The organism is Thaumasiovibrio subtropicus (assembly GCF_019703835.1).
GTDB lineage: Bacteria > Pseudomonadota > Gammaproteobacteria > Enterobacterales > Vibrionaceae > Thaumasiovibrio > Thaumasiovibrio subtropicus.
Genome location: NZ_AP023054.1, coordinates 725,547 through 752,344 on the forward strand (window position 1 = coordinate 725,547; position 26,798 = coordinate 752,344).

Annotated in this window: 24 protein-coding genes; 15 read left to right on the forward strand and 9 right to left on the reverse strand. The window is 46.6% G+C overall.

The window, feature by feature from the left end:
- The first annotated feature begins 178 nt into the window (after nt 1-178).
- Genes TSUB_RS03450 through phoU form a run of 4 tightly spaced genes read left to right on the forward strand, consistent with a single transcriptional unit; the run spans nt 179 to nt 5,586 of the window.
- On the forward strand, nt 179-2,401 hold the full coding sequence (locus tag TSUB_RS03450; protein WP_087025251.1) for an ABC transporter permease subunit: 2,223 nt from the start codon (nt 179-181) through the stop codon (nt 2,399-2,401).
- A 16-nt stretch (nt 2,402-2,417) separates the two neighbouring features.
- Nucleotides 2,418-4,034, forward strand: coding sequence for a phosphate ABC transporter permease PstA (gene pstA / locus TSUB_RS03455; protein ID WP_202819779.1), 1,617 nt, complete (start codon nt 2,418-2,420; stop codon nt 4,032-4,034).
- Nucleotides 4,035-4,050: 16 nt separating this feature from the next.
- Nucleotides 4,051-4,869 (forward strand): phosphate ABC transporter ATP-binding protein PstB, encoded by an 819-nt coding sequence (gene pstB, locus TSUB_RS03460; RefSeq protein WP_087025246.1) that lies wholly within the window; start codon nt 4,051-4,053, stop codon nt 4,867-4,869.
- 9 nt (nt 4,870-4,878) lie between these two features.
- Nucleotides 4,879-5,586, forward strand: coding sequence for a phosphate signaling complex protein PhoU (phoU, locus tag TSUB_RS03465; RefSeq protein ID WP_087025244.1), 708 nt, complete (start codon nt 4,879-4,881; stop codon nt 5,584-5,586).
- 101 nt (nt 5,587-5,687) lie between these two features.
- On the opposite strand, the gene TSUB_RS03470 is transcribed toward phoU, so the two are convergent.
- The 5 genes from TSUB_RS03470 to TSUB_RS03490 form a co-directional block, all read right to left on the reverse strand.
- Nucleotides 5,688-6,242, reverse strand: coding sequence for an outer membrane beta-barrel protein (locus TSUB_RS03470; RefSeq protein ID WP_087025243.1), 555 nt, complete (start codon nt 6,240-6,242; stop codon nt 5,688-5,690).
- Between the two features lie 111 nt (nt 6,243-6,353).
- Nucleotides 6,354-7,265, reverse strand: coding sequence for a LysR family transcriptional regulator (locus tag TSUB_RS03475; RefSeq protein WP_087025241.1), 912 nt, complete (start codon nt 7,263-7,265; stop codon nt 6,354-6,356).
- A gap of 56 nt (nt 7,266-7,321) precedes the next feature.
- Nucleotides 7,322-8,107, reverse strand: coding sequence for a polyphosphate kinase 2 (ppk2, locus tag TSUB_RS03480; RefSeq protein WP_087025239.1), 786 nt, complete (start codon nt 8,105-8,107; stop codon nt 7,322-7,324).
- A gap of 147 nt (nt 8,108-8,254) precedes the next feature.
- Entirely contained in the window at nt 8,255-8,998 is a 744-nt protein-coding gene (locus tag TSUB_RS03485; protein WP_087025237.1) for a copper homeostasis protein CutC, read from the reverse strand.
- Nucleotides 8,999-9,256: 258 nt separating this feature from the next.
- The gene (locus TSUB_RS03490) at nt 9,257-9,859 is read right to left on the reverse strand and encodes a peroxiredoxin C (protein WP_087025235.1); all 603 of its coding nucleotides are present in this window, start codon (nt 9,857-9,859) and stop codon (nt 9,257-9,259) included.
- Nucleotides 9,860-9,987: 128 nt separating this feature from the next.
- On the opposite strand from TSUB_RS03490, the gene TSUB_RS03495 reads away from it, so the two are divergent.
- The 3 genes from TSUB_RS03495 to aceA all read left to right on the forward strand — a co-directional run bounded on the left by TSUB_RS03495 (nt 9,988) and on the right by aceA (nt 14,502).
- Nucleotides 9,988-10,884, forward strand: a complete 897-nt coding sequence (locus tag TSUB_RS03495; protein ID WP_087025233.1) for a hydrogen peroxide-inducible genes activator — start codon at nt 9,988-9,990, stop codon at nt 10,882-10,884.
- A 619-nt stretch (nt 10,885-11,503) separates the two neighbouring features.
- A complete protein-coding gene (gene aceB, locus TSUB_RS03500; RefSeq protein ID WP_087022873.1) occupies nt 11,504-13,102 on the forward strand; it encodes a malate synthase A in 1,599 nt (532 codons plus the stop codon).
- A 95-nt stretch (nt 13,103-13,197) separates the two neighbouring features.
- On the forward strand, nt 13,198-14,502 hold the full coding sequence (gene aceA / locus TSUB_RS03505; RefSeq protein WP_087022871.1) for an isocitrate lyase: 1,305 nt from the start codon (nt 13,198-13,200) through the stop codon (nt 14,500-14,502).
- Nucleotides 14,503-14,597: 95 nt separating this feature from the next.
- Here the strand turns inward: aceA and TSUB_RS03510 are convergent, their stop codons facing one another.
- A complete protein-coding gene (locus TSUB_RS03510; RefSeq protein ID WP_087022869.1) occupies nt 14,598-15,185 on the reverse strand; it encodes an acyl carrier protein phosphodiesterase in 588 nt (195 codons plus the stop codon).
- A 26-nt stretch (nt 15,186-15,211) separates the two neighbouring features.
- Complete coding sequence (locus tag TSUB_RS03515; RefSeq protein ID WP_087022867.1) at nt 15,212-15,655, reverse strand: CBS domain-containing protein; 444 nt, start codon at nt 15,653-15,655, stop codon at nt 15,212-15,214.
- Between the two features lie 177 nt (nt 15,656-15,832).
- Here TSUB_RS03515 and TSUB_RS03520 point away from each other — a divergent pair, with 177 nt between their 5' ends.
- The 7 genes from TSUB_RS03520 to secF all read left to right on the forward strand — a co-directional run bounded on the left by TSUB_RS03520 (nt 15,833) and on the right by secF (nt 23,830).
- Nucleotides 15,833-16,891, forward strand: coding sequence for a S1 family peptidase (locus TSUB_RS03520; protein WP_159064945.1), 1,059 nt, complete (start codon nt 15,833-15,835; stop codon nt 16,889-16,891).
- A gap of 251 nt (nt 16,892-17,142) precedes the next feature.
- Entirely contained in the window at nt 17,143-18,204 is a 1,062-nt protein-coding gene (locus TSUB_RS03525) for a S1 family serine peptidase (RefSeq protein ID WP_087022862.1), read from the forward strand.
- 104 nt (nt 18,205-18,308) lie between these two features.
- Entirely contained in the window at nt 18,309-19,361 is a 1,053-nt protein-coding gene (gene queA / locus TSUB_RS03530) for a tRNA preQ1(34) S-adenosylmethionine ribosyltransferase-isomerase QueA (protein ID WP_087022881.1), read from the forward strand.
- A 164-nt stretch (nt 19,362-19,525) separates the two neighbouring features.
- Nucleotides 19,526-20,650, forward strand: a complete 1,125-nt coding sequence (gene tgt / locus TSUB_RS03535; protein WP_414718362.1) for a tRNA guanosine(34) transglycosylase Tgt — start codon at nt 19,526-19,528, stop codon at nt 20,648-20,650.
- Nucleotides 20,651-20,678: 28 nt separating this feature from the next.
- Complete coding sequence (gene yajC / locus TSUB_RS03540) at nt 20,679-21,008, forward strand: preprotein translocase subunit YajC (RefSeq protein ID WP_159064946.1); 330 nt, start codon at nt 20,679-20,681, stop codon at nt 21,006-21,008.
- 15 nt (nt 21,009-21,023) lie between these two features.
- A complete protein-coding gene (gene secD, locus TSUB_RS03545; RefSeq protein ID WP_087022858.1) occupies nt 21,024-22,874 on the forward strand; it encodes a protein translocase subunit SecD in 1,851 nt (616 codons plus the stop codon).
- 11 nt (nt 22,875-22,885) lie between these two features.
- Nucleotides 22,886-23,830, forward strand: a complete 945-nt coding sequence (secF, locus tag TSUB_RS03550; protein WP_087022856.1) for a protein translocase subunit SecF — start codon at nt 22,886-22,888, stop codon at nt 23,828-23,830.
- 128 nt (nt 23,831-23,958) lie between these two features.
- On the opposite strand, the gene TSUB_RS03555 is transcribed toward secF, so the two are convergent.
- Together TSUB_RS03555 and suhB are read right to left on the reverse strand one after the other, a co-directional pair.
- On the reverse strand, nt 23,959-24,684 hold the full coding sequence (locus TSUB_RS03555; protein WP_159064944.1) for a GGDEF domain-containing protein: 726 nt from the start codon (nt 24,682-24,684) through the stop codon (nt 23,959-23,961).
- 245 nt (nt 24,685-24,929) lie between these two features.
- Entirely contained in the window at nt 24,930-25,733 is an 804-nt protein-coding gene (suhB, locus tag TSUB_RS03560) for an inositol-1-monophosphatase (RefSeq protein WP_087022852.1), read from the reverse strand.
- Nucleotides 25,734-26,015: 282 nt separating this feature from the next.
- Here suhB and trmJ point away from each other — a divergent pair, with 282 nt between their 5' ends.
- Nucleotides 26,016-26,747 (forward strand): tRNA (cytosine(32)/uridine(32)-2'-O)-methyltransferase TrmJ, encoded by a 732-nt coding sequence (gene trmJ, locus TSUB_RS03565; RefSeq protein WP_087022850.1) that lies wholly within the window; start codon nt 26,016-26,018, stop codon nt 26,745-26,747.
- Nucleotides 26,748-26,798: the final 51 nt, after the last annotated feature.

Sequence of the window (26,798 nt, forward strand, 5' to 3'; positions counted from 1 at the left end):
GAACGTATTCGCGACGAGGGGCAACTAACCACTTGTTTCCGCAGAGAGTAGACGGCTTGTGTTACACTTTTATTGCATATTAACAGACTGACATATAAGACGGCTTTTTCGTCGTTTGTAATATTAGTGTCATTTTTTAGTCATATAGTAACGTGTTGATTCAATTAACGAGGTCCCCATGGCAACAGCGCCCAATTTTGAAATGACTGCCGGTACGGCAAGGCGTTTTTGGGATCGCGTAGCTCGGATTTTCGTTACCGCTGGTGGTGTTTCGGCACTGCTGATGCTCGTTCTTATCTTCTTTTATCTCTTGATGGTCATCTTCCCGACGGTCAAGCAAGCCTCCGTTTCGATTAGTTACCAAAATCAGACACCGACTTGGCAAGGTGAAAGCCTTCACGTTGGTACCTTAGCGGATAACAAACACCTTTACCGAGTGGCAGAATCCGGCATTGTGTCATTTTACTCTTTGGGTGATCGCATCGAGAAACAGCATGATATTCAGTTTCCTGATGTGAGCGCCTATGCAGGGCCTGTTGCGGGCGGGCGTGTTATGGCATTTGGTCACAGTACGGGTGAAATAACGGTATTTGAACCGGTAGAAAAAGAGAGTCGATTTGAGGGGAATTCCGTTCCATTGACAGGCATTGAGTATCCTTTTGGTGGCCGGCAGTTGCAGCTCGATCCGCAAGGTCAACCTATCGTTAGCCTGAAAACGTCAATGTCGAATGAGTTTTTCACTGCGGTTGGACAAACCCTTGATGGCAGATGGCTTGGGATACGTCTTGAAGGGGACGTTAACCCGATTACCTATAAAACGGAATGGCATGAGACAAGGTTTACGCTTCCTATTCCCAATGATTATGATGCGATTGCATTAGCGCCCACGGGGCAGTTTATCTATGTTTTGGCGCGTAATCGTGTTTATGTCTACACCGCAACGGACGACGGCTACTTTCTACGGGAAACGGTGAGAGTGGGGAGTGAAGCCGATCCGGCGACTGAACTGGCTGTGTTACCTGGCGCTTCTTCGGTACTGATTGGTTCTGCGAGCAAGGTTCGACAATGGTTTGATGTGCGTGATGATGAGGGACGTCGCTCGCTCACTCCCATTCGCACCTATACCTTGCGCGGCGAGGGTATTCCAAAGATTGTCGTCGAGCAATATCGAAAGAGTTTTATGACAGTGCAGCCTGATGGCGAAGTGGGGCTGTTTTACACCACTAGCCGACGTCCCCTGTTACAAACCCAGTTGGCGTTACCCCACCAGATGCCAAATGCCATAAGCTTCTCAAGTTATGGTGATGGCGTCACGCTTTCCTACATGGAGGGGGTTTATCAGTTATCTGTACGCAATCCACACCCAGAAGTGACCTTCTCCTCGCTATTTGAAAAGGTCTGGTACGAGGGCTACCCAGAACCCGATTTCGTTTGGCAGTCTACCTCAGGCAGTGAGCAGTTCGAGCCCAAGATGAGTTTAGTGCCACTTGTCTTTGGCACATTAAAGGCTGCCGCGGTTGCTATGCTGTTTTCTGTCCCGCTAGCCGTGTCTGGTGCTGTTTATACTGCTTACTTTATGTCGTCACGCATGCGGGCTGTTGTTAAGCCCACCATTGAGTTGATGGAGGCATTGCCGACCGTTATCCTCGGGTTTCTTGCCGGACTTTGGTTGGCTCCGCTTGTTGAGAACAACCTGTCAGCACTTTTTCTTCTCGTGTTTGCTGTTCCCTTAATGACGCTGGTAATGGGATTGTTTTGGTACTGGGGGCCGCAACGTTTAGGTTGGCAAATTCCGAATGGTTTGCACGTGGTTCTGTTACTCCCCTTGCTCGTGCTGGTGGTTTGGGGCTGCTTTGCCGCAAACGAGTGGGCTGAATTGACGCTGTTTGATGGTGATGCTCGCTTATATCTGAGTCGTGAATTGGGGTTGGGTTTTGACCAACGCAATGCGATCGTTGTGGGCATCGCCATGGGGTTTGCGGTTATTCCCACCATTTTCACTATTGCTGAAGATGCGATTTACTCCGTGCCTCAGCATTTGACCAGTGGTTCATTGGCGCTGGGGGCAACACATTGGCAAACCCTGTCACGGGTCATTTTGATCACAGCGAGTCCGGGGATATTTTCAGCAATAATGATGGGTGTGGCGCGCGCCATTGGCGAAACCATGATTGTTTTGATGGCAACAGGAAATACACCGATTATGGAAATGAACTTATTGCAAGGGATGCGGACCTTAGCCGCTAACATTGCGATTGAAATGCCGGAATCGGAAGTGGGTAGCTCACACTATCGTGTACTTTTCTTGTCTGCGTTAGTGCTGTTTATTTTTACCTTCATCTTTAACACCTTGGCGGAAGTGGTTCGTCAACGGCTGCGCGAGCAGTACAGTAATTTATAGCGCCTGAGAGATTGAAATGAAGTGGATTAAATCAGGAGCACCTTGGATTTGGCTAACTGCTGGTGCAGTCAGTTTAAGCTTATTGGCGGTTCTTGGCCTGTTACTGCTTATTGGATGGAAAGGACTGAGCTTTTTTTGGCCTACGACGCTTTATCAGTTTGAGATAGAGCGGGGTGAACATGTTGAGATTGTGATTGGCGAAGTATATGGTCGTGAAACCGTTTCGTCCTATCAACTTGGCTTATCAGTCGACGCGCCAGATGCACAACGGTTACTGATCAAAACAGCCAATCGTGACGTGGAAGGTAGCGACTTCATTAGCGTTCTGGATCAGCATATCTTCTCTCAAACCGTGCCAGAAAACGCCGCTGTGATTGAGCGTAGTCGTGAGGGCGACTTTTTTGGTTTTCCTGTCGCGGTGATCAATGATGGAGAGCAATACCCTGTCGCCAAGCTCGGTGAGCTACTCGATGAAGTGACAGAAACGCGCGAGCTGATCCGCCAAATAGAGAAGCAAGAAATTGGCGCGATTAACTGGTCATTGGAGCAACTACGCTTACAAGAGCGAAAACTGCAGATGGCGGCGTCGCTCACGCAGGAAGAGCAGTTGGCAATCGAGCAGCAACGGCTGAGTTTACAGCACAATTATCATCAACTCGCCGATCAGCTCACTGAAATGCGCGTGCTGATTGAGCGGGATGCCTTGGTTGTAAGAGATGCCAAAGGGGCGCTTCATACGCTCCCGATGTCTGATGTGCTCGATATCTGGCATCCTAATCAGATGTCGGTACTGCAGAAAATGAATCATTGGCGCAAACAGATTGGGAAGTTTGTGAGCGATGACCCTCGAGAAGCGAATACGGAAGGGGGGGTGTTCCCTGCAATATTTGGCACGGTATTGATGGTGCTGTTGATGAGTGTCATTGTGACTCCTTTTGGCGTCATCGCCGCCATTTACCTCAATGAGTATGCGGGGAATAACGCGTTTACTCGGCTGATTCGTATCGCGATTATAAACTTGGCGGGTGTGCCATCGATTGTTTACGGTGTGTTTGGGCTCGGCTTTTTTGTTTACATGGTCGGTGGCACCATCGACAACCTGTTTTATGCCGAATCGTTGCCTGCCCCCACGTTTGGTGCGCCAGGTATCCTTTGGTCAGCATTGACGCTGGCGATTTTAACACTGCCTGTTGTGATTGTTTCAACGGAAGAGGGGTTGAGCCGAGTGCCCCAATCGGTGCGTGAAGGCTCCTTAGCGTTGGGGGCTACTCAGTTCGAAACATTATGGCGAATCGTCTTGCCGATGGCGAGCCCTGCCATTATGACTGGATTGATCTTGGCGGTTGCACGTGCGGCGGGCGAAGTGGCCCCTTTAATGCTGGTGGGTGTGGTTAAAATGGCGCCGACATTACCGATTGATGCAAACTTTCCTTATCTCCACCTAGATCGTAAGTTTATGCACTTGGGCTATCACATTTATGATGTGGGCTTCCAAAGTCCAAATATAGAAGCGGCGCGTCCATTGGTTTATGCTACATCCTTCCTGTTGGTGTTAGTTATCGTCAGTTTAAACTTAACGGCAATTGGTATTCGCAATCATCTACGTGACAAGTTCCGCTCCTTAGAGCAGTAATAGATTCGAGGTATAAATGATATTCAACGCCGCCTCTCTCGGCTTTGCTCCACCGTTAGATCTGGAAAATTTACCTCCGGAGAAAACGGCATTATCGATTGAGAATTTGAATCTCTTCTATGGCGAGAGTCAGGCACTGTTTGATATCAATATGCGGATTCCCAAAGGGCAAGTCACTTCGTTCATCGGTCCTTCAGGTTGTGGTAAATCCACCTTATTGCGCTGTATTAATCGCATGAACGATTTGGTCGAGCATAGTCGGGTCACAGGGCAGGTGATGCTGCATGGTACCAATGTCTATGAGCGTAATGTCGATGTCGCTGGGCTACGCCGCCGAGTAGGGATGGTATTCCAGCGTCCAAATCCGTTTCCGAAATCTATCTATGAAAATGTGATTTATGGCTTACGTCTGCAAGGGGTGCGAGATAAACGCACCTTAGATGATGCTGCTGAGAGTTCACTACGCGGGGCGGCGTTATGGGATGAAGTGAAGGATCGTTTGCATGAGAATGCCTTCGGATTGTCGGGCGGCCAGCAACAACGTTTGGTGATAGCTCGGGCCATCGCGATTGAACCGGAAGTATTACTTTTAGATGAGCCAACATCTGCCCTAGATCCAATCTCAACGTTGACGATTGAAGAGTTGATTAACGTGTTGAAGAAAAAGTATACCGTGGTGATTGTGACTCATAACATGCAGCAAGCGGCGCGTGTATCTGATCAAACTGCTTTCATTCATATGGGCGAGTTGGTGGAATATAAAGATACGGATACGATTTTTACTACCCCTTCAGATAAGCGTACAGAAGATTACATTACCGGTCGGTATGGGTAAGGAGTGACGATGGACAATTTAAATATCGGGCGGCATATCTCCAACCAGTTCAATGCTGAACTTGAACAAATCCGAAGTGAAGTGTTGGCGATGGGCGGCTTGGTCGAACAACAACTGATTGATGCGCTCAAAGCCATGCACAAGCAAGACGTAGAGCTTGCACGAAAAGTGATCCGTAACGATCACAAAGTGAATGGTAAGGAAGTGATGATCGATGAGGCGTGCACCCGTATCATCGCGAAGCGTCAACCGACGGCCAGTGACTTACGCTTGGTCATGGCGATCATTAAGACCATTACTGATCTCGAACGGATCGGTGATGTTGCCGACAGTATCGCAAAGATGGCGTTGGAAAATTTCACCAATAATCAGCAGACACTCTTGGTGTCATTGGATGCGCTGGGTATGCAAGTGGTGCGTATGTTACATGGCGTTTTGGACGCTTTCGCACGCATGGATGTCAACGCGGCGATAGATATTTACCAAGAAGATGATCGTATAGATCAAGAGTATGAAGCGATCATTCGCCAATTGATGACGTATATGATGGAAGATCCGCGTTCAATCCCGAATGTGATGCAAGTGATGTGGTCTGCGCGTTCTATCGAGCGTATCGGCGATCGTTGTCAGAATATTTGTGAGTACATCATCTATTATGTGAAAGGTAAGGATATTCGGCATATTGACCCTAACGAAATCACCAGTTATCTCGACTAACACAGGTTTGATTGAGGCAGTGGTAAGCTTCCCGAATTGCGCATCTTGAGGCAGTTCGAGTTTAAGCAGCGACCCAATGGTCGCTGTTTTTGATTGGCGAGCTAGAAGTATAGGTTAAGCCCCATAAAAAACTGATCATATTCGACACTGCCTCCTTTTAGATGAGGACGAGAGCGTTTGAACCCCGAGTTTAAAGCTAATGTTTGATTGAGCTTTAAGCCAAATTCTGCCCCCCAAGTCACCGCTGTATCTGAGAATGTTTGCATTTCGTAGCCTTGATTCCCCAGCGGTACCCGCCATTTTTCTTTATGCTCATGCACACCCAAGATACCACTGAGGTAAAAGTTTCTGCCCTCAAAATCAAAGTGGTACGTCGGTTTTATATTGAGGCCATAGGATTTCGCTTTCACGTGATGATCGCGTAAACCGCTCCAATTGAAATAGTAGCTCTCATCACCAAAGTCACGATATTCAGCTTCAATACCGAGACTCAGTTCTGCACTGACTGGAAAATCATAACCAATGAGCACAGAAGCGGAATCACCAAAAACTGAACGATCTGATGAGCCTAACGCGATATTGCCGCCAACATAAATACTGTTAGCAAACACGTTAATGGGCAGGGTGAGGAGGGTAAGTGCAAGTAATTTTCTCATGGGCAGTAATCAATACTTCATAACAAGGAATGACGCTTATCTTAATTGCACGGTGTTTTATTTTGAAATGAGCAGTGCTTCAGTCGGTGATAAGTTTGGCTTATCGCCGCCTTAAAGAAGCTTGCTCATGTTATCGAGTAACCAGGTATGAAGAGGGTCTTTGGTGTGCTTCTTATGCATGAATGCAACGACATCGTATAGGGCGAACTCATCTTCTTCATGTATAGGAATCGTCCGAAAAGCGGTTTCGGTGTGCGGGAAAAAATTTGCACCACTTGGAAAGAGTAAGTCAGTGCTTTTCAGTGTCTCGATTAAGTTATAGGTGCTGGTAGTACGGTGCGCGATTCGGCAAGGAATATCGCGGGCATTCAAGATCTTCTCCACTTCCGTTTGGATGTCAGTAAATCCAGGGAGAATTAAGTTAACCCATTGAAATTGAGCAGTATCTTCCGCTCGGATGACGTCACCTTTGAAAGGGTGTTCTTGGCGAACATAGATGCAACCCCGCAAAGACTCCAATATAGGGTGAGTGTAAATAGCGCTCGACACAGCCAACTGCCGATTGATGCCAAGATCAATGAATCCTTCTTCTATGAGCGATAGAGTGGTTCTGTGCCACTCGTGCAACTCGATTCTGACGTGCGGTGCAGCTTGTTTAAAGAAGTGGTAAGCATGGCTTCCAAGGCGGCAAAGGAACTGGGGGCTCACGGCAATGCGAACCGTACGTTCTAAGTGACTAAGATCGAGTTGCTGCTGTTGGTTGAGTGTCGCGCTGAGGTGTTCAAGCACCGGGATGAGGTTGAGGCAAAGCTCGTCTGTATATGGCGTTGGCGCGAGCCCAGATCTCACTTTGACAAACAGCTCGTCATCGAAATGATGGCGGAGTTTTTGCAATGCTTGACTGACAGCGGGTTGAGTTACGAACAAACGTTCAGCCGCTTTACGCAAGTTTCTCTCTTGATAGATCACTAGCAAAGTACGAAGTAGGTTGAGGTCGAGGTTCTGGTAGAGATCTTTAGCCATAATGTGTCTTGGAGTCGTGGTGTTAAAAGGCCAAGCAAGACTTGGCCGAGATAAAATCAGTCTTCGCTGTAGTGATCTGGGACAAAGGTCTGCTCTTCGAGCGGGGCGCGTAAATAGCCTTCCTTATTGACCGGTGGTAGCGTTAACTCAGGGTAACTGATCTCTTCATATTCGATTTGACTGAGGAGATGACGAATGCAATTCAAACGCGCTCTTTTCTTGTTATCCGCCTCAACGACCCACCAAGGTGATTGCTTAGTATCTGTGTAGGCAAACATTTTGTCTTTGGCTTCTGAATAGGCAGCCCAGCGGTTGCGAGACTCAAGATCCATTGGGCTGAACTTCCACCTTTTTATTGGCGTGTTAATGCGTTCGTTAAAGCGTTTTTCTTGCTCTTCATCAGAAACCGAAAACCAGTATTTAATCAAGATGATACCAGAGCGCATCAGCATTCGTTCGAACTCTGGGCAAGAGCGTAAAAACTCTTCATATTCATCATCACTACAAAATCCCATCACTTTTTCTACGCCTGCTCGGTTATACCAGCTACGATCGAACAGTACCATTTCTCCAGCGGCGGGGAGGTGCGGTACGTAACGTTGGAAATACCATTGGCTTTTTTCACGTTCGGTTGGCGTTCCTAGAGCGACAACACGGCAGACGCGAGGATTGAGCTTTTCAGTGATACGTTTAATGGCTCCGCCTTTACCTGCTGCATCTCGACCTTCAAAAAGGACAACGACTTTGAGTTCTTTGTGTTTGACCCATTCTTGAAGTTTCACCAGTTCAATTTGCAGTTCAGCCAAGTCGGCTTCGTAGGTTTTTTTACTGAGTTTAGCCATAATACTTCCTTGCGATGGCGCTCGATAGAGACATCGAGCGAGTTGTTGAGCATGACTTAATAAACACTGAGAATGGCGCATTTGTAAAGAGGAACACACGGATTGGGTTGACCGAGGTGCGAGAATGCGACCGCGCGATGATCTTTTCTATTGTGGTCTTCCCTTCAACATGACGCTCACGGCTGCAATTTTGTCATAGTCAGTGACAGGAATAGCAAAGTCATCAACACTGCCCATGCTTGCTGCCGAAGAGAAGTTTGTCATATAGCTAGGGCGGGTCGTTTTACCTGAAAGATGAATTTCTTGAACACCCGAATTTCTAATGATGCTTGAGACATTCTGAGCACTGACTCCTGCTCCTGCCATGATGGATAGACGATCACCGCAGTAATTGACCATCTCTTTTAATGTATTGATACCTTGGTGGGCAGAGGCTTCTAAGCCTGACGTTAATACGCGCTCGCACCCTAAAGCAATAATGTTGTCGAGTGCGGCATGGTAGTCAACACACTGGTCAATGGCACGATGAAAGGTGATTCCCAATCCGTTTGCGGCGTCAACAAGTTGTTGGCACATCGGCATATCAACTTCCCCATTGGGTGTGAGACAGCCGATAACAATACCGTGTAATCCTGATTCTTTTACTGCACGGATATCATCAAGCATGACAGCCAAATCACCATCATTAAATAGGAAGTCGCCTTGGCGTGGACGGATCATCGCATACACGGGAACGTGTGCATGGAGTGCGGCTTGTCGCATCAATCCAATACTTGGTGTTAATCCACCTACCGCGAGAGAAGAACAAAGCTCAATACGTGTCGCACCCGCTTTTTGTGCAGTATGCAAAGACTCGATGTTATCGATACAGACTTCTATTTCCATGGTGATTCCCGTTAGTAATCAAGCGTATTCTCGGGTTGCAAAAGCGCAACACCAAAGTATTGAGTATATACCTAAACAGGATCGGAGCGAAGGCGAGGAAGAGAAAGAGTTTGGCTTGGAGAAAAAGAAAAGGTCTTTGACGTCAACCGGTTAAATGCTTTGCTATCGGTTGAAATAAAAAGGGCCCGGTGGTCCGGGCCTCATTTTACTGACTTTGTTTCTCTTTAGCAGGGTTGAGCGCCTGCAGAGTGCTTTCGTCGGTAATTATAGATCTTCAGTGTGCTCAGATAGGTAAGCCGCTACACCTGTTGGTGATGCGTCCATACCTGCTTTACCTTCTTCCCACTGTGCTGGGCAAACTTCACCGTTTTTCTGGTGGAAGTTTAGCGCGTCAACCATGCGTAGCATTTCATCGATGTTACGGCCTAGAGGTAGGTCGTTAACAACTTGGTGGCGAACAACACCTTCTTCGTCAATCAGGAAAGAACCACGGAAAGCAACGCCAGCTTCTGGGTGCTCTACGTCGTATGCTTTACAGATTTCGTGCTTAACGTCAGCGATTAGAGGGTATTTAACTTGACCGATACCGCCGTCTTCAACAGCAGTGTTACGCCATGCATTGTGAGAGAACTGAGAATCGATAGAAACACCGATAACTTCAACGCCTTTAGCTTGGAAATCTTCAAAGCGCTTATCGAATGCGATTAGCTCAGATGGACATACGAAAGTGAAGTCAAGAGGGTAGAAGAAAACAACCGCTTTCTTACCTTTTGTGAACTCAGCAAAGTTGAAGTTCTCAACGATTTCACCGTTACCTAGAACTGCTGCAGCTGTGAAATCTGGTGCTTGACGACCTACTAGTACCATGATGGTGCTCCTAAAAAGATGAAGTTTTCAGTCATTCGTGACTGATTCCGTTTCGACAAGACAAACTATAGCTAAGCTGGTACATTGAAAAAAGCGGAATAAACAGATTGTAATAATCGAAAAAAACGATGAGTAAATTTCCTTCATTAAAGCAACTTCATTACCTCACGACACTTTATGAAACTCGGCACTTTGGTGCTGCCGCCAAACAGTGTTATGTCAGTCAATCTACCCTGAGTTCTGGGATCCAGAATCTCGAAGAGATGATGAACACACAACTGATTGAGCGTGACAACAAAACACTTGTCTTTACTTCTATTGGTGAAGAGGTGGTGCAGCGGAGTCGAGATATCCTCGCAAGGAGTCAAGATCTCTTAGATATCGCGCAAATCAATCATAACCAAATGGAGGGAAACCTTAGGCTAGGGTGTATCCCAACCATCGCGCCGTTTTTGCTGTGTGATTTAGTTCAGGAGGTGAGTCGCCAATATCCAGCAATGAATTTACTGTTGCGTGAAGATACGACGACTAACCTGCTTGCGGCGCTGCGCAATGGTGAGATGGATGTGTTGATACTAGCGTTACCGGTCGAGATTGGTAACATGCAGAGTAAAGTCGTTGGTGTTGATCCATTTAAAATGGTGTTTAGTCGCTATCAAGCTTCTTCTCTGCCATTGCCAGTTCAATATACCCATTTACCCGATGAGTCAGTTTTTTTATTGGAGAAAGAGCACTGTTTAACCGATCACGCAGTGTCTGCCTGTAAACTGACCAGTAAAGAGAAAATTAATCCATTCTCGGCGACGAGTCTCCATACGTTAGTGCAAATGGTTGCGAATGGTTTAGGCACGACGTTTATCCCCCAAATGGCCATTGAGCACGGGTTGATTGATAACTTGAATCTTATGGTTGTAGATCCTCCGGGTAAGCAAGCCTATCGACAAATAGGCTTAGTGTGGCGGCCTACATCAAACCGTATTGCTGTGTTTAATCGTCTGGCTGAAATTGTCAGCGACCTCTTGTAATGAATAGCGAAATGACCACAGTGATGCGTTTTCTGATGGCGGCTTTCGAAAAAAATTCAAGCTTGTGATAACAGTCACGTTTGGTCGCTCTGATTTGATCCTTTTTTCAAATTAACCTGCTGTTTTTATTTACCTCTTAAAGACCTCATTGTTTCAGCAATGAGGTTTTTTTTTGTTTCGCTTCAGAAAAAAACCATAACTGAAAGTGAACTTTGGGGTGTTTTTCGTTTGAATTAAGTTGTTAACACATTGTTTTAAATGATTTACCTAAAAAATTATCGTTTAAAACGGGTTTATAACTGCTGTTTAGGTGCGGTTATTTTGGTTTTTAATTACGTAATTTATTTACTTTTTCGCTCTTTTAATGATTAGTATATCAAGATGAAGATAGTCACGTTTATGCAATATAATGCTTGTTGGGTATTTTGTGGTTATATTTATAAGTCTTTGTTTTTAATATGTTCATGTTTTTAAATAAACTGGTTATACTTTGGTGCTATTGATTCTATTTGGTTGTCTGGTGCATTGTTAATCAAGGAAGTGAGTGGTTTGTTGCCGGTTCTCATTGATAAATTACATTGTAATTGTGGTTATTTGATTACAAATGAAAGGGGGCGAAATGTCAGAACAATACCAAGTAAAGCTATCTCTCCAGCAGCCAGTGTCTGAGCAGCAACAAGACATCTTGTCTACAGAAGCGTTGGCGTTTGTTGAGCAGTTAGCAGAAAAGTTTGCAGGACGAATTCCAGAATTACTGGCGACAAGAGAGCGACGTCAAGCAGAGATTGACTCTGGTCAGTTGCCTGACTTTCTGCCGGAAACTGAGTCTATTCGAGAAAGTAACTGGAAAATTGCTGGTATTCCTCAAGACTTGCAGGACCGCCGCATTGAAATCACAGGACCGGTTGATCGCAAGATGGTGATCAATGCCCTCAATGCGAATGTAAAAGTGTTTATGGCGGACTTTGAGGACTCGTTTGCACCAGCCTGGCCTCAGCTAATCGAAGGGCAAAGAAACCTACGTGATGCCAACATGGGCGTGATTGAATACACCAACCCCGAGAACGGCAAGCACTATCAGTTAAAAGAGGACCCAGCGGTGTTAATCTGCCGTGTTCGTGGGATACACCTACCTGAGAAGCATGTTTTTTATAGTGGTAATCCTCTGCCGGGTGCGTTGCTCGATTTTGGGCTCTATTTTTTTCATAACTTCCGCCAACTGCTATCCAAAAACTCTGGGCCTTACTTCTATATTCCTAAACTACAAGCGCACCAAGAAGCACAGTGGTGGAGTGATGTTTTCTCCTTTACAGAAGATCATTTCAAACTGCCTCGTGGCACTATCAAAGCAACCGTATTGATCGAAACGCTGCCTGCGGTGTTTGAAATGGATGAAATCCTGCATGCGCTTAGAGAACATATTGTTGGCTTAAACTGTGGGCGTTGGGACTACATATTTAGCTATATCAAGACATTGAAGAACTATCCAGACCGAGTGTTACCTGATAGACAAGTGGTGACAATGGATAAGCCTTTCCTCAATGCTTACTCAAGATTGCTTGTCAAAACCTGTCACCGCCGAGGTGCATTTGCCATGGGGGGAATGGCCGCCTTTATTCCGTCCAAAGATCCTGAAAAGAACGCTTGGGTGCTGAATAAGATTGAGACGGATAAATCTTTAGAAGCCAATAATGGCCATGACGGCAGCTGGATTGCGCATCCAGGGTTGGCTGATACGGCAATCGCCGTTTTTGATAACGCTTTGGGAGCGAGAAGCAATCAACTCAACATTCTACGTGAAGACGATGCCCCCATTTCTGCACAAGAGTTGTTAGCACCCTGCGACGGCGATCGCACGGAAGAGGGGATGCGCCATAACATTCGTGTTGCGGTTCAGTATGTGGAAGCTTGGATTCAAGGTAATGGGTGTGTGCCTATCTATGGGCTGATGGAAGATGCGGCGACAGCCGAGATTTCACGAGCATCCATTTGGCAGTGGATCAAGCACGGCAAAGCGTTGAGCAATGGCAAGGTCGTGACGAAAGCGTTGTTTACCGAAATGCTAGAACAAGAGTTGTTAGTGGTTAAAGAAGAACTCGGAGAGGCGCGCTTCAATGCAGGGCAATTTGCTCAAGCGGCAGAGCTAATGGCATCACTGACAACCAGCGATGAGTTAACGAATTTCTTAACATTACCAGGTTACGAATATCTGCCCTAGCGCAGAAGGATGATTTACCGCGCGCGAGAGTGTTTCGCCTGTAACTTCGAGATGCTAAGCGCATAGCCATGTACAGTTTAAAGAGGGACAGAACTATGACTTTGACACGTCAACAGCAAATTGAAGCGTTGGAAAAAGATTGGGCAGAGAATCCACGCTGGAAAAATGTAAAACGTACATACAGTGCTGAAGAAGTGATTAACTTGCGAGGTTCGTTTGCGCCGGAGCAAACCATCGCACAGCGTGGGGCTGATAAGCTCTGGGATCTCGTCAACGGTAGCGCGAAAAAAGGTTATGTTAATTGCTTAGGTGCGCTCACAGGCGGACAAGCGGTTCAGCAAGCGAAAGCTGGCATTGAAGCGGTCTACTTATCTGGCTGGCAAGTTGCAGCGGACAATAATACCGCGTCGACTATGTATCCGGATCAATCTCTCTACCCTGTCGATTCTGTGCCATCTGTGGTGAAAAGGATCAATAATGCGTTTCGCCGCGCCGATCAAATCCAATGGTCAAATGGTAAGTCGCCCGAAGAAGGTACTGATTACTTTATCCCGATTGTTGCGGATGCAGAAGCGGGTTTTGGTGGTGTGTTGAATGCGTTTGAGCTGATGCGCCATATGATAGAAGCGGGTGCAGCCGGAGTTCACTTTGAAGACCAGCTCGCATCCGTGAAGAAATGTGGCCATATGGGCGGTAAAGTCTTAGTCCCTACGCAAGAGGCTGTGCAAAAACTGATTGCGGCACGCTTGGCTGCTGACGTTGCTGGGACAACGACCTTAGTGATCGCGCGTACTGATGCGAATGCAGCGGACCTGCTGACTTCAGATTGTGACCCGTATGATCGCGACTTTATTGAAGGGGAGCGCTCTTCTGAAGGTTTCTATCGTGTGCGTGCTGGCATCGACCAAGCCATTTCTCGCGGATTAGCCTATGCCCCTTATGCGGACTTAATCTGGTGTGAAACAGCAACACCTTGTTTAGAAGAAGCGAAAAAGTTTGCTGATGCCATTCATGAGAAATACCCAGATCAATTGCTTGCTTATAACTGCTCGCCTTCTTTCAACTGGGAGAAAAACCTCGATGCTGAGACGATTGCTAAGTTCCAGCAAGAGCTCGCTAACATGGGATATGTTTACCAGTTCATTACCTTAGCGGGTATTCACAATATGTGGTTTAACATGTTTGAGCTTTCTCACAAGTATGCCCAAGGCGAAGGTATGAAGCACTATGTTGAAATGGTGCAGCGTCCAGAGTTTGCTGCCGCAGAACGAGGTTATACCTTTGTTGCTCACCAGCAAGAAGTCGGAACAGGCTATTTTGATAAGATGACGAATACCATTCAAGGTGGCCAATCATCTGTGACAGCACTGACAGGATCGACAGAAGAAGATCAATTTTGATATCGAGTTCATATGGCGCAATTTTTGCGCCATATGAAGGTGAAAAAGAGTGTGGTTTTGGTATGTATCTATCACGCCAGCGCTGGGTTTCTCACTCAGCGCTTTTTTTTCCATTCGAGTACTCGATTCATCATCTCTGGATAAAGGCTAAAAAAGAGGGCTTCAAAACTATCATAGTGCTTTTCGAGGTAATCCCCGCAATCGGCTAAAGGTTGGAACCGTGGTCGCCTCAGTGAGATACGTTGCAGGGCGAAGCGGATATTCTCGGTTTGCTGATAACTCTCTAGCCATCGGCCTTGCCACATCATTTGTTGCAGTTTCACGTAACGTTCGGGTAAGTGGGGTGGGTGGTACTGCGTGATTTGCAACTCGGCATGGTGAAGAAAATTGTTCAACGTTTTGTCGTGGTATTGATGCCAATGAACCGCAAGAAAGTGATCCCAGAACATGTCTAGCGCGATACCGCTAAAGCGGCGTAGGGAGGGTGGAAAGTACTGCTTGGCGGCTTTGACTTGCTGTGTACTATCGACTTGCCCATCTATAAATCGATGTAGGTAAATGCCTTGCACAACCTCACTTGAGAAGCGCCCCTCGGGTTTTCCTCTGACAAAATCCGCTAATAGGTTAGCCGCTAAGTGGCTATTTGCTAACTCAGCAAGATGTAAATGGGCAAGATAGTTCAAATGCGTACCACACGGTTTAAATGAGGTTACTCATCATACGCGAGTGGCTCGCTTTCTTCCTGTATCTCCAACAAATTAATGGCGATGGTGACAAAGTCACTGTCGGTAATGATACCGAAAAGTTCACCGTCATCCACGACGGGCAGGCAGCCAATCTTATGCTTTTGCATATAAATAGCCGCTTGTTTCAAGCTAGCGTGTCGACTCACAGTAATGAACTCTCGCTTCGCTAATCTCGATAGAGGCGCTTGCAGTATCGAGCTCTGCTGATCGGTGAGAGATTCGAGTTGCGAGTGTTGGGCGGCGAGGAGATCACGTTGAGTGATAATAGCGCAAAGCGTGTTGTTTTCATCAAGCAAGGGGATATGGCGAATGTCGGCACGCTTCATTAACTGATTAGCATCACCCACAGTACTTGATAGGGTCAAGGTATGTGGGTTGGGTGTCATCATATCGGCGACGGTAAACATACTGCACCTCCGAAAATTTTCGATGGACAAAGCACTTATTTATAAAACTAGCGGAAATTGCTAACAAAAGCTTAGAGATCTGTCGGAGTTTTTCTTTTCTCCCACAAAATGCCCCTTACCGAGAATGCCAATTTGGTAGTTTGGTCATATCTACAGCAAGTTTTGTCAGGGATTGTGATGAAAAAATATTGGTTACTTGGATTGAGTGCTCTTCCTTTAATGTGCAACGTTGCTACGTCGAGTGCAGCGGAAATTACTCCATATGTTGTAGGCGGCGTCTCAGCTGAGATTGAGCAACACCCTTGGCAACTTTTCCTACGGGTGGATATTGGTGGAAACGAGTTCAACTGTGGGGCTGTGTATATAGGCAATAACTATGCACTCTCAGCGGCACACTGCTTTGAGTATCAAGGGGCCATTGCCTCAGATGTTGTTGAGGTTTATGGCGGGAGCGTCGATAAAAACAGTTTTGTCTCGGGACGCGCCTCACTGGCGACCTATGTCCCTCATCCAGACTACAATGCCGAAACTTTCATTAATGACATCGCCGTGCTTGATCTTAGCTCGGTACCTGACGGAGTGTTGCCGATCTCTATTGCATCAACAGACGAACAGAGAGATGCTGATCTGACGTTTTCGAATAGTTATGTGGTGAGTGGGATCAGCCCAGAAAATGTGATGGTGTCCGGTTGGGGGAAAACGTTTGGTAATGCTCAGGTGGGCTCCGATGTGTTGCGCCACACCAAATTAACTGGTGTGCCTGATAATACCTGTAGTCAGTTGTGGGAAGGCATGCTTTCGGCACACCCTACTAGTTATTATGTTTGTGCGGCTACTCCAGATCCTACTTTGGTTAGAGATACTTGCCAAGGTGATTCTGGGGGGCCACTGATTTGGCAAAATGCGGATAAAATTGATGATAATGATTTCGGTATTCGCTTGATCGGTCTAACCTCGTTTGGGATTCTGTACAACTACGAGCTATGCAATGCAAACGCGCCTGCTGTGTTTACTCAAGTCAGTTCTTACTCGACCTTCATCAATGCAAATACACCGCGCGGTTTACCCCAAGCGACGGCCAATTATGAAAAAAATGCCTTTGATGCCGATGTCGGCAACGCGGGGGATCGACCTGGCAGCGGGATGGCAAGTAATCGAGCCGGAAATGCGAGTAGTGTGTCCTTCGCGTTCTTGGTGTTATGTTTGCTTGGTATTGGGCGCCGCCGAAATAGCTAGTGAAATTTTTCTCAAATAAACAGAACTATACCTTGTGTGGCTCTGTTTTTTGTTTGCGTTGATCTGTATGGCAGTTAACAGTTTCGGCAACTATAGTCTGAATAGGAAAAGAGATTCCTAGGCATAATTTTCAAGAATAATGGACCTTGTCATTGATATTGCTCGTACTACTAATAACGTACTCTAAAAACTGTGGTCTTGCTTAAAATATCCGCTAAGGTAGAGCTAGCGTAAATGTATAAGGAGAGGGAATGATGAAGTTTTTGTCGGTACTGACTATGTTATTCTTCCCGCTGGTGGCATTGGCGGGTGAACCGTATGAGGCTGAACCTCGAGTTGTAGGTGGCATTCCAAGTGCAAATAATGAAGTGCCTTGGCAGCTCTTTTTGGTTACTGAATATATAGGTACAAGACCTCAGCAGTGTGGAGCTGTTTATATCGGTGATGGCTACGCGCTGTCAGCGGCACATTGTTTTTTTAATAACCAAGGAAACCGTAATATTAGTTTAGAACTATTCGGTGGCGCCACGTCTAGTGAGGGATTTAAACAAGGAACGGGATTCGGCGCCACTGTTGTTATCAATCCGAATTACAACGCTCAGCTAATTAGCGATGATATCGCATTGCTCAAGATTCAAGGTGATTTGCCGGCAAACATTCAGCCAATAAAGCTAGCTTCACAGGCAGATCAGGTCGCGATGGATCAGCTGTTTGCGAATACTTATAGTGAGACACAGTCGACACAGTTTAATTTGTTGGTTTCTGGTTGGGGAAAAACGTCTGGGAACAGTGCTTTTACATCGAGTATTTTAAGACAGACTGTGCTTGGTGGGGTGCCTGATAACATTTGTCGAACACAGTGGGGAGGGGGAGCGACTATTGTCAATAGCATACATTTATGTGCTACAAGCTCTGAACCTGAGCTAGTTCGAGAATCTTGCTCTGGTGATTCTGGGGGGCCACTAGTCTGGCAAGATCCTGATCATGTAGCAGATGCGGATCGTGGTTTGCGTTTGGCTGGAATCGTCTCTTTTGGTATTAAGACTTGTGATCAAACAAAGCCGCCAGGCGTTTATGCTCAAGTCTCAAATTATTTGGACTTTATCCAAGAAAATACAGGTGGCTCTTTACCCGTTGTTAACCCGACGTTTACCGAAAATCCCTTTGATGCGAGTAAGTACAGTGGTGTAGGCGATGAGCCTGGCTCAGGCGGGGGAATTATTGGTACAAACGGTGGCGGCAGTAGCTTTTCACTATGGGGACTGCTTCTGTTGGGTGTTGCGGCAGTTGGACGTATTAAGTTACGAAAATAATCCGTCTGATAAATACTCTATTCTTGATTATAAGCGATGGCAGCCTATACTAGCTGCCTGCTTTTTTTTGGGTCAAGAATAGACGAGGGACCATGCCAACTTCGATGCAAGTTTCAGACTTTCATTTCGATCTTCCAGATGCGTTGATCGCGCGTTATCCACAATCAGAGCGCACTGCAAGTCGCTTGCTGCAGCTAGATGGCAACACCGGTGCGTTAAGCCATGGTGGCTTCACGGATATTCTTGAACAAGTCGAGGCGGGGGATCTATTAGTTTTTAATAATACCCGTGTTATTCCTGCTCGTTTGTTTGGCAAAAAAGCCAGTGGCGGCAAACTGGAAGTGCTTGTCGAGCGCATGTTAGATGATGAATCTATACTCGCGCATGTCCGTTCATCTAAATCACCAAAGCCCGGCACACAGCTGTTTCTCGGTGATAATGACGACTATGAAGCCGAAATGGTTGCCCGTCATGACGCGCTGTTTGAAATCCGCTTTAAGAGTGACAAAACCGTGTTGGAGATCTTGGAAGAAGTGGGGCATATGCCACTTCCTCCTTACATTGATCGTCCTGATGAAGATGCAGATAAAGAGCGTTATCAGACGGTTTACAATGAAAAACCCGGTGCGGTCGCTGCGCCAACTGCGGGGTTGCATTTTGATGATGCATTGCTTGAAAAAATCAAAGCGAAAGGTGTGGATGTTGCGTTCGTGACGTTGCATGTCGGAGCGGGGACGTTTCAACCTGTGCGTGTAGAGAACATCAATGATCATCACATGCACGCTGAATATGCTGAAGTGCCACAAGATGTGGTCGATGCGGTGAACGCCACCCGTGAACGTGGGGGGAAAGTGGTTGCGGTAGGCACGACATCCGTCCGTTCATTAGAAAGTGCAGCACAAGCATCGAAAGAAAAAGGAGAAGGGCTATCCCCCTTTTTCAACGACACTTCGATCTTTATCTACCCCGGTTACGACTGGCAGGTCGTCGATGCCTTGATAACTAACTTCCACTTACCGGAATCAACATTGATCATGTTGGTCAGCTCGTTTGCAGGCTATGAGCATACGATGAATGCTTACAGAACGGCGGTTCAAGAGCAATACCGCTTCTTCAGTTACGGTGATGCGATGTTTATTCGCCGCAAAACCCGTTAATATCCCCCACTGAATTCTGAATCAAGGGTAACCGACATGGTTACCCTTGTTGTCTGAATACGCCTTACAAAGGTGTGAGTCCATGCGCTGAGGTCAATCTCGGTGGCATTTTTCCCTATAATAGGGGCAACGTCAGATTGTTTTTCTGGCTTTTGGAGGTTCCTGTGAAATTTGAATTAGATAAAAAGCAAGGTCGTGCCCGACGTGGTCGATTGAAATTTGAGCGTGGTACAGTTGAGACGCCTGCGTTTATGCCTGTTGGTACCTACGGTACGGTAAAAGGTATGACGCCGGAAGAAGTTGAAGGGACTGGCGCGCAAATCCTGTTGGGCAATACCTTTCATCTTTGGCTTCGCCCCGGGCAAGAAGTGATGAAGATGCATGGCGACCTGCATGACTTTATGAACTGGCAGGGTCCTATCTTGACTGACTCTGGTGGCTTCCAAGTCTTTAGTTTAGGCGATATTCGTAAAATCACGGAAGAGGGTGTGCATTTCCGTAACCCGGTCAACGGTGACAAGATTTTCATGGATGCAGAAAAATCAATGGAAATTCAGGACGACCTTGGCTCTGATGTGGTGATGATCTTTGACGAGTGTACGCCATATCCAGCGACGCATGATGAAGCAAAGAAATCGATGGAGATGTCTTTGCGTTGGGCACAGCGTAGCCGCAATCATTTCGACAAGCTTGAAAACCCAAATGCCTTGTTTGGTATTGTTCAAGGTAGTGTTTATGAAGATTTACGTGATATTTCTGTAAAAGGGCTGACAGATATCGGCTTTGACGGTTATGCTGTCGGTGGTCTTGCAGTTGGCGAACCAAAAGAAGAAATGCACAAGGTGCTAGAACACACTTGCCCGCAACTCCCTGAAGATAAACCACGTTATCTCATGGGTGTGGGCAAACCAGAAGATTTGGTTGAAGGTGTTCGTCGTGGTATCGATATGTTCGATTGTGTGATGCCGACCCGAAATGCACGTAATGGACATCTGTTTGTTACTGGCGGTGTGATCAAGATCCGCAATGCGAAACATAAAACGGATACCACCCCTTTAGATCCGCACTGTGACTGTTACACTTGTCGCAACTACTCTAAGTCGTATCTCCACCACTTAGACCGTTGTAACGAAATTTTGGGTGCTCGATTAAACACCATTCACAACTTGCGCTATTACCAGCGTTTGATGGAGAGCATCCGTAATGCGATTGAAGAAGATCGATTCGAGCAATTTGTAGAAGAGTTCTACGCTCGTCGCGATCGTGAAGTTCCACCAATGAATAAGTAATAATCAACGAGGACGTTAATCAATGAGTCTGTTTATTTCTCAAGCCCATGCAGCAGCTGAAGGTGCGCCACAAGGTGGTGGCATGCAGTTAATTTTCATGCTGGTGATGTTCGGGGCTATCTTCTACTTCATGATTTATCGCCCGCAAGCGAAGCGTGTGAAAGAGCACAAAAGCCTGATGGAAGCGATGGGTAAAGGTGATGAAGTACTTACTGGTGGCGGCCTTGTTGGTAAAATCACTAAGATCTCTGCTGAAAATGACTACATCGTTATCGCGCTAAACGACAACAATGAAGTGACCATTAAAAAGGACTTTGTGACTGCTGTATTGCCAAAAGGCACAATGAAGTCGCTGTAATCAAGGAAATAAGCTGTGTTAAACCGTTATCCCTTGTGGAAGACGCTGATGGTCGTGTTCGCACTGCTGATCGGTGGCCTTTATGCGCTTCCCAACATTTACGGTGAAGATCCAGCTGTACAGGTAACCGGGGCGCGTGGCGCCTCGGTTGATATGTCAGCCCTTGATCTCGTCACCGATATTCTCTCAGATGCAAATCTTTCCCAAAAAGCAGTCGCGTTTGAAAATGGCTCTGTGTTAGTGCGTTTCAACGATACTGAATCTCAAATCCGTGCTCGAGACCTACTCTCAGAACAGCTTGAAGATGAAGATTTCATTGTTGCTTTAAACCTTGCTCCTGCAACCCCTCGTTGGCTGCAGTCCATTGGTGCACAACCGATGAAACTTGGTCTTGACCTGCGTGGTGGTGTTCACTTCCTGATGGAAGTAGACATGGACGCGGCGATGGAAAAGCTGCTATCCCAACAAGAAGAAGCATTTCGTGTTGAGCTCCGTGAAGCACGACTTCGTTATCGTTCAATAACAAAAACATCAGATGCTGTTGAAGTGCGTCTTCGCAATGCCGAAGATGCAGCAGAAGCGCGCGCTGTGCTTGCTCCCCTTCATCAAGATATGACGTTTGAAATTGATGAGGCTCGTCAGACGTTAGTTGGTGAGTTTACTGAAGCGCGCCTGCTTGAAGTTCGCAACTATGCAGTCAATCAGAACATCACCATTCTACGTAACCGTGTTAATGAACTGGGTGTGGCTGAGCCACTCGTTCAGCGCCAAGGTGCCAACCGTATTGTTGTTGAACTGCCGGGTGTTCAAGATACTGCGCGAGCGAAGGAAATTCTGGGTGCGACGGCAACACTCGAGTTCCGTGAAGTCGATTCGGTGGTTGATCTAGCAGCAGCAGCGTCTGGTCGCGTGCCTGCTGACAGCGAAGTGAAGTTCGATCGTAATGGTCAACCTGTTGTACTGAAAAAACGCATTATTCTTGGCGGTTCTCATATTACTGACGCGAGTTCAAGCGCTGATGAGTATGGTCGCCCGCAAGTGAACATCTCGCTAGATAGCGAAGGTGGAAGCAAGATGACTGCATTCTCACGTAACAACGTGGGTAAGTTGATGGCAACAGTTTTCGCTGAGTATAAAGACAGCGGTGAACGTACCGAAGATGGTCGCGTTATCTTGGATAAACACGAAGAAGTGATTAACCAGGCAACCATTCAGACGGCGCTTGGTCGTAACTTCCGTATTACGGGTATCGACTCTCAAGCTGAAGCTATGAACTTGGCACTGCTACTTCGTGCTGGTGCTTTGATAGCGCCGATTTCAATTGTCGAAGAGCGTACCATTGGTCCATCAATGGGACAGCAAAATATCGATAAAGGTATGGCGGCGATGCTTTGGGGTATGGCTGCGGTAATGCTGTTTACTTTGGTTTACTACCGTCGTTTTGGTCTGTTTGCCAACATGGCATTGTTGATGAACCTGATTCTGGTGATTGGTTTAATGTCGATGATTCCGGGGGCGACGATGACGCTACCAGGGATTGCCGGTATTGTACTCACCGTCGGTATGGCCGTTGACGCCAATGTGTTGATATTTGAACGTATACGCGAAGAGCTTCGCGAAGGACGTTCTCCTCAGCAAGCGATTCACCATGGCTATGCGAATGCATTGAGCACGATTGCCGATGCCAACATTACCACTTTGATCACCGCGATTATCTTGTTTGCAGTCGGTACAGGTGCGATCAAAGGCTTTGCGGTCACGCTATCGCTCGGTATTGTAACTTCCATGTTCACCGCCATCATCGGGACACGAGCAATCGTGAACTTGGTGTACGGTGGGAAGCGCATTGATAAGTTATCTATCTAGGAGTTGAAGATATGTTCCAGATTTTAAAAACGGAAAATACGATCAACTTCATGCGTTGGTCTCGCTTTGCCTTTGTTCTTTCTGTTTTGGTTATTTTGGGGTCATTTGCTTCCCTTGCGACCAATAAGTTGAACTGGGGCTTAGACTTTACCGGTGGTACCTTGATTGAAGTGGGCTTTGAGCAGCCTGCTGATCTTGAGCTTATTCGTGAATCGTTAGACGCTGATGGGTTCGGTGATGCTGTTGTTCAAAACTTCGGTACAACGCGCGATGTGATGGTTCGTCTTCGTCCTCGTGACGGAGTTAAAGGTGAGCAACTGAGCCAACAGATCTTAGCGTCAATTGAGAAAGGGACACAGCAGAAAGTCGAAGTTCGTCGTTTAGAGTTCTTAGGACCTGCGATTGGTGATGAGCTAACAGAAGCCGGTGGTTTAGCTATTTTAGCGTCGCTACTGTGTATTCTGGCTTATGTATCGATGCGCTTTGAGTGGCGTTTGGCAACGGGTGCGGTTGCCGCGCTCGCACACGATATTATTATCACACTCGGTATTTTTTCGATTTTGAAGATTGAAGTTGATCTGACGATTGTTGCAGCATTGCTGACCGTTGTGGGTTACTCGCTCAATGATACCGTTGTTGTGTTTGACCGTATTCGTGAAAACTTCCGTAAGATGCGTAAAGGTGACTCGCCTGAAGTCATTAACAGCTCAATCACCCAAACATTGAGCCGTACCTTGATCACCTCGGGAACCACCTTGTTTGTTGTTATCGCGCTGTTTGTTGTTGGTGGCGCCAACATTCATGGTTTCGCTACCGCGTTGCTGATTGGTATTACGGTCGGTACGTATTCTTCTATTTATGTTGCTTCGGCGCTTGCGTTGAAACTCGGTGTTGTGCGTGAGCACTTAATGCCGCCGCAAATTGAGACGGACGAAGAGTTCGAACAAATGCCTTAATGGTTACCTAAGATAAAAAAACCTGCTTTCGAGCAGGTTTTTTTTGATCCAACTTTCCGGTATCGAATGAAATTTGGATCAGGCGGAGATAACCTATTCGACTGTTCACAGCAAAATCCAAAGGTCACTTAACTCGCTTTTTTCGTGCAGTTCTTACCTGCATTTTTCGCACTGTACAGCGCGTGATCAACTTGACGGAAGATGTCATCAGGATCGGTGCCCTGGGTAAAAGTGCCGAAGCCGATACTCGCTGAGACATGAAAGCGAGATAGCATTCTGTCATTGATGAGTGCGATTCTGACCTCTTCAGCCAACTGCTCTGTGCGGCTAGGCTCTTCTAACGTCGTTAAGATACAGAACTCTTCTCCGCCCCAACGGGCTGCTAACTCTCGGCCAATTAATAGGGGTTCGATAGTACGTGCAACACGCTTAAGTACGTCATCGCCTGTCTGGTGACCATGTTGATCGTTGATGAGTTTAAAATTGTCGAGGTCGAGCAAAATAACCCCAACCGGAAAAACACGAGCACGCTTTCGGAGTTTTTCATCAAAGTAACGTCGATTAAACAGATCGGTGAGGTAATCGTGGCTGAGGTAGTGTTGCAGTGTATCTACTACTTTTTGACTTTCTCGCCAGCGTCTTACCGCAAAGTAAATAAGGCTGATTCCAAGACTCATAAGAATGGAAAACACTTCATCTAGCTCCCAGTCTTCGTATTTGCGCGAAACGTCATAAAACCACTCCAGAAACTCGACCCGAATAAACACGGTCAACAGGAGTACATTGATTGCGAAGACCACAATCAAATCGATAACAAGAGTGCGCTTGAGGAGCTGTTTATAAGAGTGCTTCAAAGGGCTACCAGTGACTACAATGCTGTAACAACTATAGTATTTGCGGAATTTGGATGAGTAGTATTTTTTGCAAGAATAGGCATGCCACTGTGCATTTTGAGACATCACTGAGCTTTCGTTAGAGATAGATGGCGATCATTTACAGCGAGCTATACAGGTTTGTGTGACCTTGTACTAGTGGCGAAGGACGATATTTCTTGCATAAGAAACAGGGAGGCGATTGCCTCCCTGTTTCTGTTGTTTGCTTACTTAAGCATACCTTCGTTGCCGTGTGCTCGAATCTTGCTGAGCAGCGGCTTAACGACGCGTGCGTTACCACACACAATGTTGCCTGAGGCGAGGTAGTTTGTGTTACCAGAGAAGTCAGTAACAATCGCACCAGCTTCACGTGCAATGAGATCACCCGCTGCGATGTCCCAAGGCTTTAGGCCAAACTCAAAGAAACCATCAACACGGCCTGCGGCTACGTAGCATAGGTCAAGGGCTGCTGAGCCTGCACGACGTACATCTGCGCAGTCAGCGAATACGCTACCTAGAATGTTTATGTAGCTTTCTGAATGTTGCTTGGCTTTGAATGGGAAGCCTGTTGCTATGATAGTGCCAGTGAGATCACGTGGCTGAGACGCGCGGATGCGTTGGCTATTAAGCTGAGCGCCTTGGCCGCGTGTTGCAGTGAAGAGTTCGTTACGCATTGGGTCATATACACAGGCGACTTCCATACGGCCGCGCATCTTAAGCGCGATAGAAACAGCGTAGTGAGGTAAGCCACGAACGAAGTTAGCGGTACCATCCAGTGGGTCGATAATCCATTGACACTCTTTATCACGGCCTTCAGCCAACCCTAGCTCTTCACCAGCAAAGCAGTGATCAGGGTATGACGCTTTAATAGTTTCAATAATGATAGCTTCTGCTTCTTTATCGATATTCGTCACCAGATCATTTAGACCTTTAGATGAGACGTGGATTGAATCAGTCTTTTCTAGTGACTTTGCAATATGGTTGCCAGCCTTTCGCGCAGCGCGAATGGCGATGTTTAGCATCGGATGCATAAAATCTTCCCAATGGATGTTAAAGAACGAAAAAGCGGCGCGAAGTATACCAAGTATTATTAAAAAGGGAAGTGATTATTTTTTGGTCATTCGGTTCTAGCGGTATAGGTTGATAGGTTCGTCAATTTGGCTTTACATCCAGAGTATAAGGCAATGCCTCGAGGGTAAACCTAGACATTCTTGCTGAGCAAGCATCTTGCAGCGAGTGAGTGTAACTCCATCTTGAGGTCGCTTGAGTATATGTTAAACTCCTCGCCCTCGGTAAATAGTAGGTAAAAAGCGATGTTAGACAATGTACGTATCATTTTAGTTGGTACCTCTCATTCAGGAAATATTGGCTCTGCTGCGCGAGCAATGAAGGTGATGGGGCTGAGTAATCTGGTATTAGTTGCACCTGAATGTAGCGTTGATGGCCAGACGATCGCGTTAGCGGCAGGTGCGAGCGATATTGCCAATAATGCTCGTGTTGTTGAGACGCTCGATGATGCTATTGCCGATTGTTCTCTTGTTGTGGCGTCAAGTGCGCGTTCACGTACTCTACAGTGGCCGCAGCTAGAGATGCGTGAATTTGGAGAGAAGATTGTCGCCGAAGGTGAAGAAAGCAAAGTGGCAATTGTTTTTGGTCGCGAGCGCACTGGCCTAACAAATGAAGAACTTCAGAAATGTCATTTTCACGTTTGCATTCCTGCAAATCCAGAATACAGCTCTTTGAATCTGGCAATGGCAGTGCAGACATTGAGCTACGAAGTCAGAATGGCATTTTTGGCTTCACAGGCTTATGAAGGTGAGTCTGCCCACGAACCCTACCCATTGAATGCTGACTTAGAACGTTTTTATGAACACCTTGAAAAAGTGTTACATGATTCCCAATTTATCAATAAGCAGCACCAAGGTCAGGTGATGAACAAATTGCGTCGTATGTTCAATCGCGCAAGACCTGAATCTCATGAGCTAAATATCCTGCGAGGGATGCTTTCTTCGATAGAAAAAACCTTTGCAGGCCTTAAGCGTTAACCCCATAAAGCGTCGGGCTAAAAAACCTAGTAAAATAGTCAGGTAAATACT

Excerpts from the sequence above, each read along its gene's own strand:
- secF (WP_087022856.1), top strand. The coding sequence starts at position 22,886 with ATGTTCCAGATTTTAAAAACGGAAAATACGATCAACTTCATGCGTTGG.
- TSUB_RS03525 (WP_087022862.1), top strand. The coding sequence starts at position 17,143 with ATGATGAAGTTTTTGTCGGTACTGACTATGTTATTCTTCCCGCTGGTG.
- aceB (WP_087022873.1), top strand. The coding sequence starts at position 11,504 with ATGTCAGAACAATACCAAGTAAAGCTATCTCTCCAGCAGCCAGTGTCT.
- pstA (WP_202819779.1), top strand. The coding sequence starts at position 2,418 with ATGAAGTGGATTAAATCAGGAGCACCTTGGATTTGGCTAACTGCTGGT.
- ppk2 (WP_087025239.1), bottom strand. The coding sequence starts at position 8,107 with ATGGCTAAACTCAGTAAAAAAACCTACGAAGCCGACTTGGCTGAACTG.
- TSUB_RS03450 (WP_087025251.1), top strand. The coding sequence starts at position 179 with ATGGCAACAGCGCCCAATTTTGAAATGACTGCCGGTACGGCAAGGCGT.
- aceA (WP_087022871.1), top strand. The coding sequence starts at position 13,198 with ATGACTTTGACACGTCAACAGCAAATTGAAGCGTTGGAAAAAGATTGG.
- suhB (WP_087022852.1), bottom strand. The coding sequence starts at position 25,733 with ATGCATCCGATGCTAAACATCGCCATTCGCGCTGCGCGAAAGGCTGGC.
- TSUB_RS03470 (WP_087025243.1), bottom strand. The coding sequence starts at position 6,242 with ATGAGAAAATTACTTGCACTTACCCTCCTCACCCTGCCCATTAACGTG.
- TSUB_RS03515 (WP_087022867.1), bottom strand. The coding sequence starts at position 15,655 with ATGTTTACCGTCGCCGATATGATGACACCCAACCCACATACCTTGACC.
- TSUB_RS03475 (WP_087025241.1), bottom strand. The coding sequence starts at position 7,265 with ATGGCTAAAGATCTCTACCAGAACCTCGACCTCAACCTACTTCGTACT.
- phoU (WP_087025244.1), top strand. The coding sequence starts at position 4,879 with ATGGACAATTTAAATATCGGGCGGCATATCTCCAACCAGTTCAATGCT.
- trmJ (WP_087022850.1), top strand. The coding sequence starts at position 26,016 with ATGTTAGACAATGTACGTATCATTTTAGTTGGTACCTCTCATTCAGGA.
- pstB (WP_087025246.1), top strand. The coding sequence starts at position 4,051 with ATGATATTCAACGCCGCCTCTCTCGGCTTTGCTCCACCGTTAGATCTG.
- TSUB_RS03495 (WP_087025233.1), top strand. The coding sequence starts at position 9,988 with ATGAGTAAATTTCCTTCATTAAAGCAACTTCATTACCTCACGACACTT.
- queA (WP_087022881.1), top strand. The coding sequence starts at position 18,309 with ATGCAAGTTTCAGACTTTCATTTCGATCTTCCAGATGCGTTGATCGCG.
- TSUB_RS03520 (WP_159064945.1), top strand. The coding sequence starts at position 15,833 with ATGAAAAAATATTGGTTACTTGGATTGAGTGCTCTTCCTTTAATGTGC.
- TSUB_RS03490 (WP_087025235.1), bottom strand. The coding sequence starts at position 9,859 with ATGGTACTAGTAGGTCGTCAAGCACCAGATTTCACAGCTGCAGCAGTT.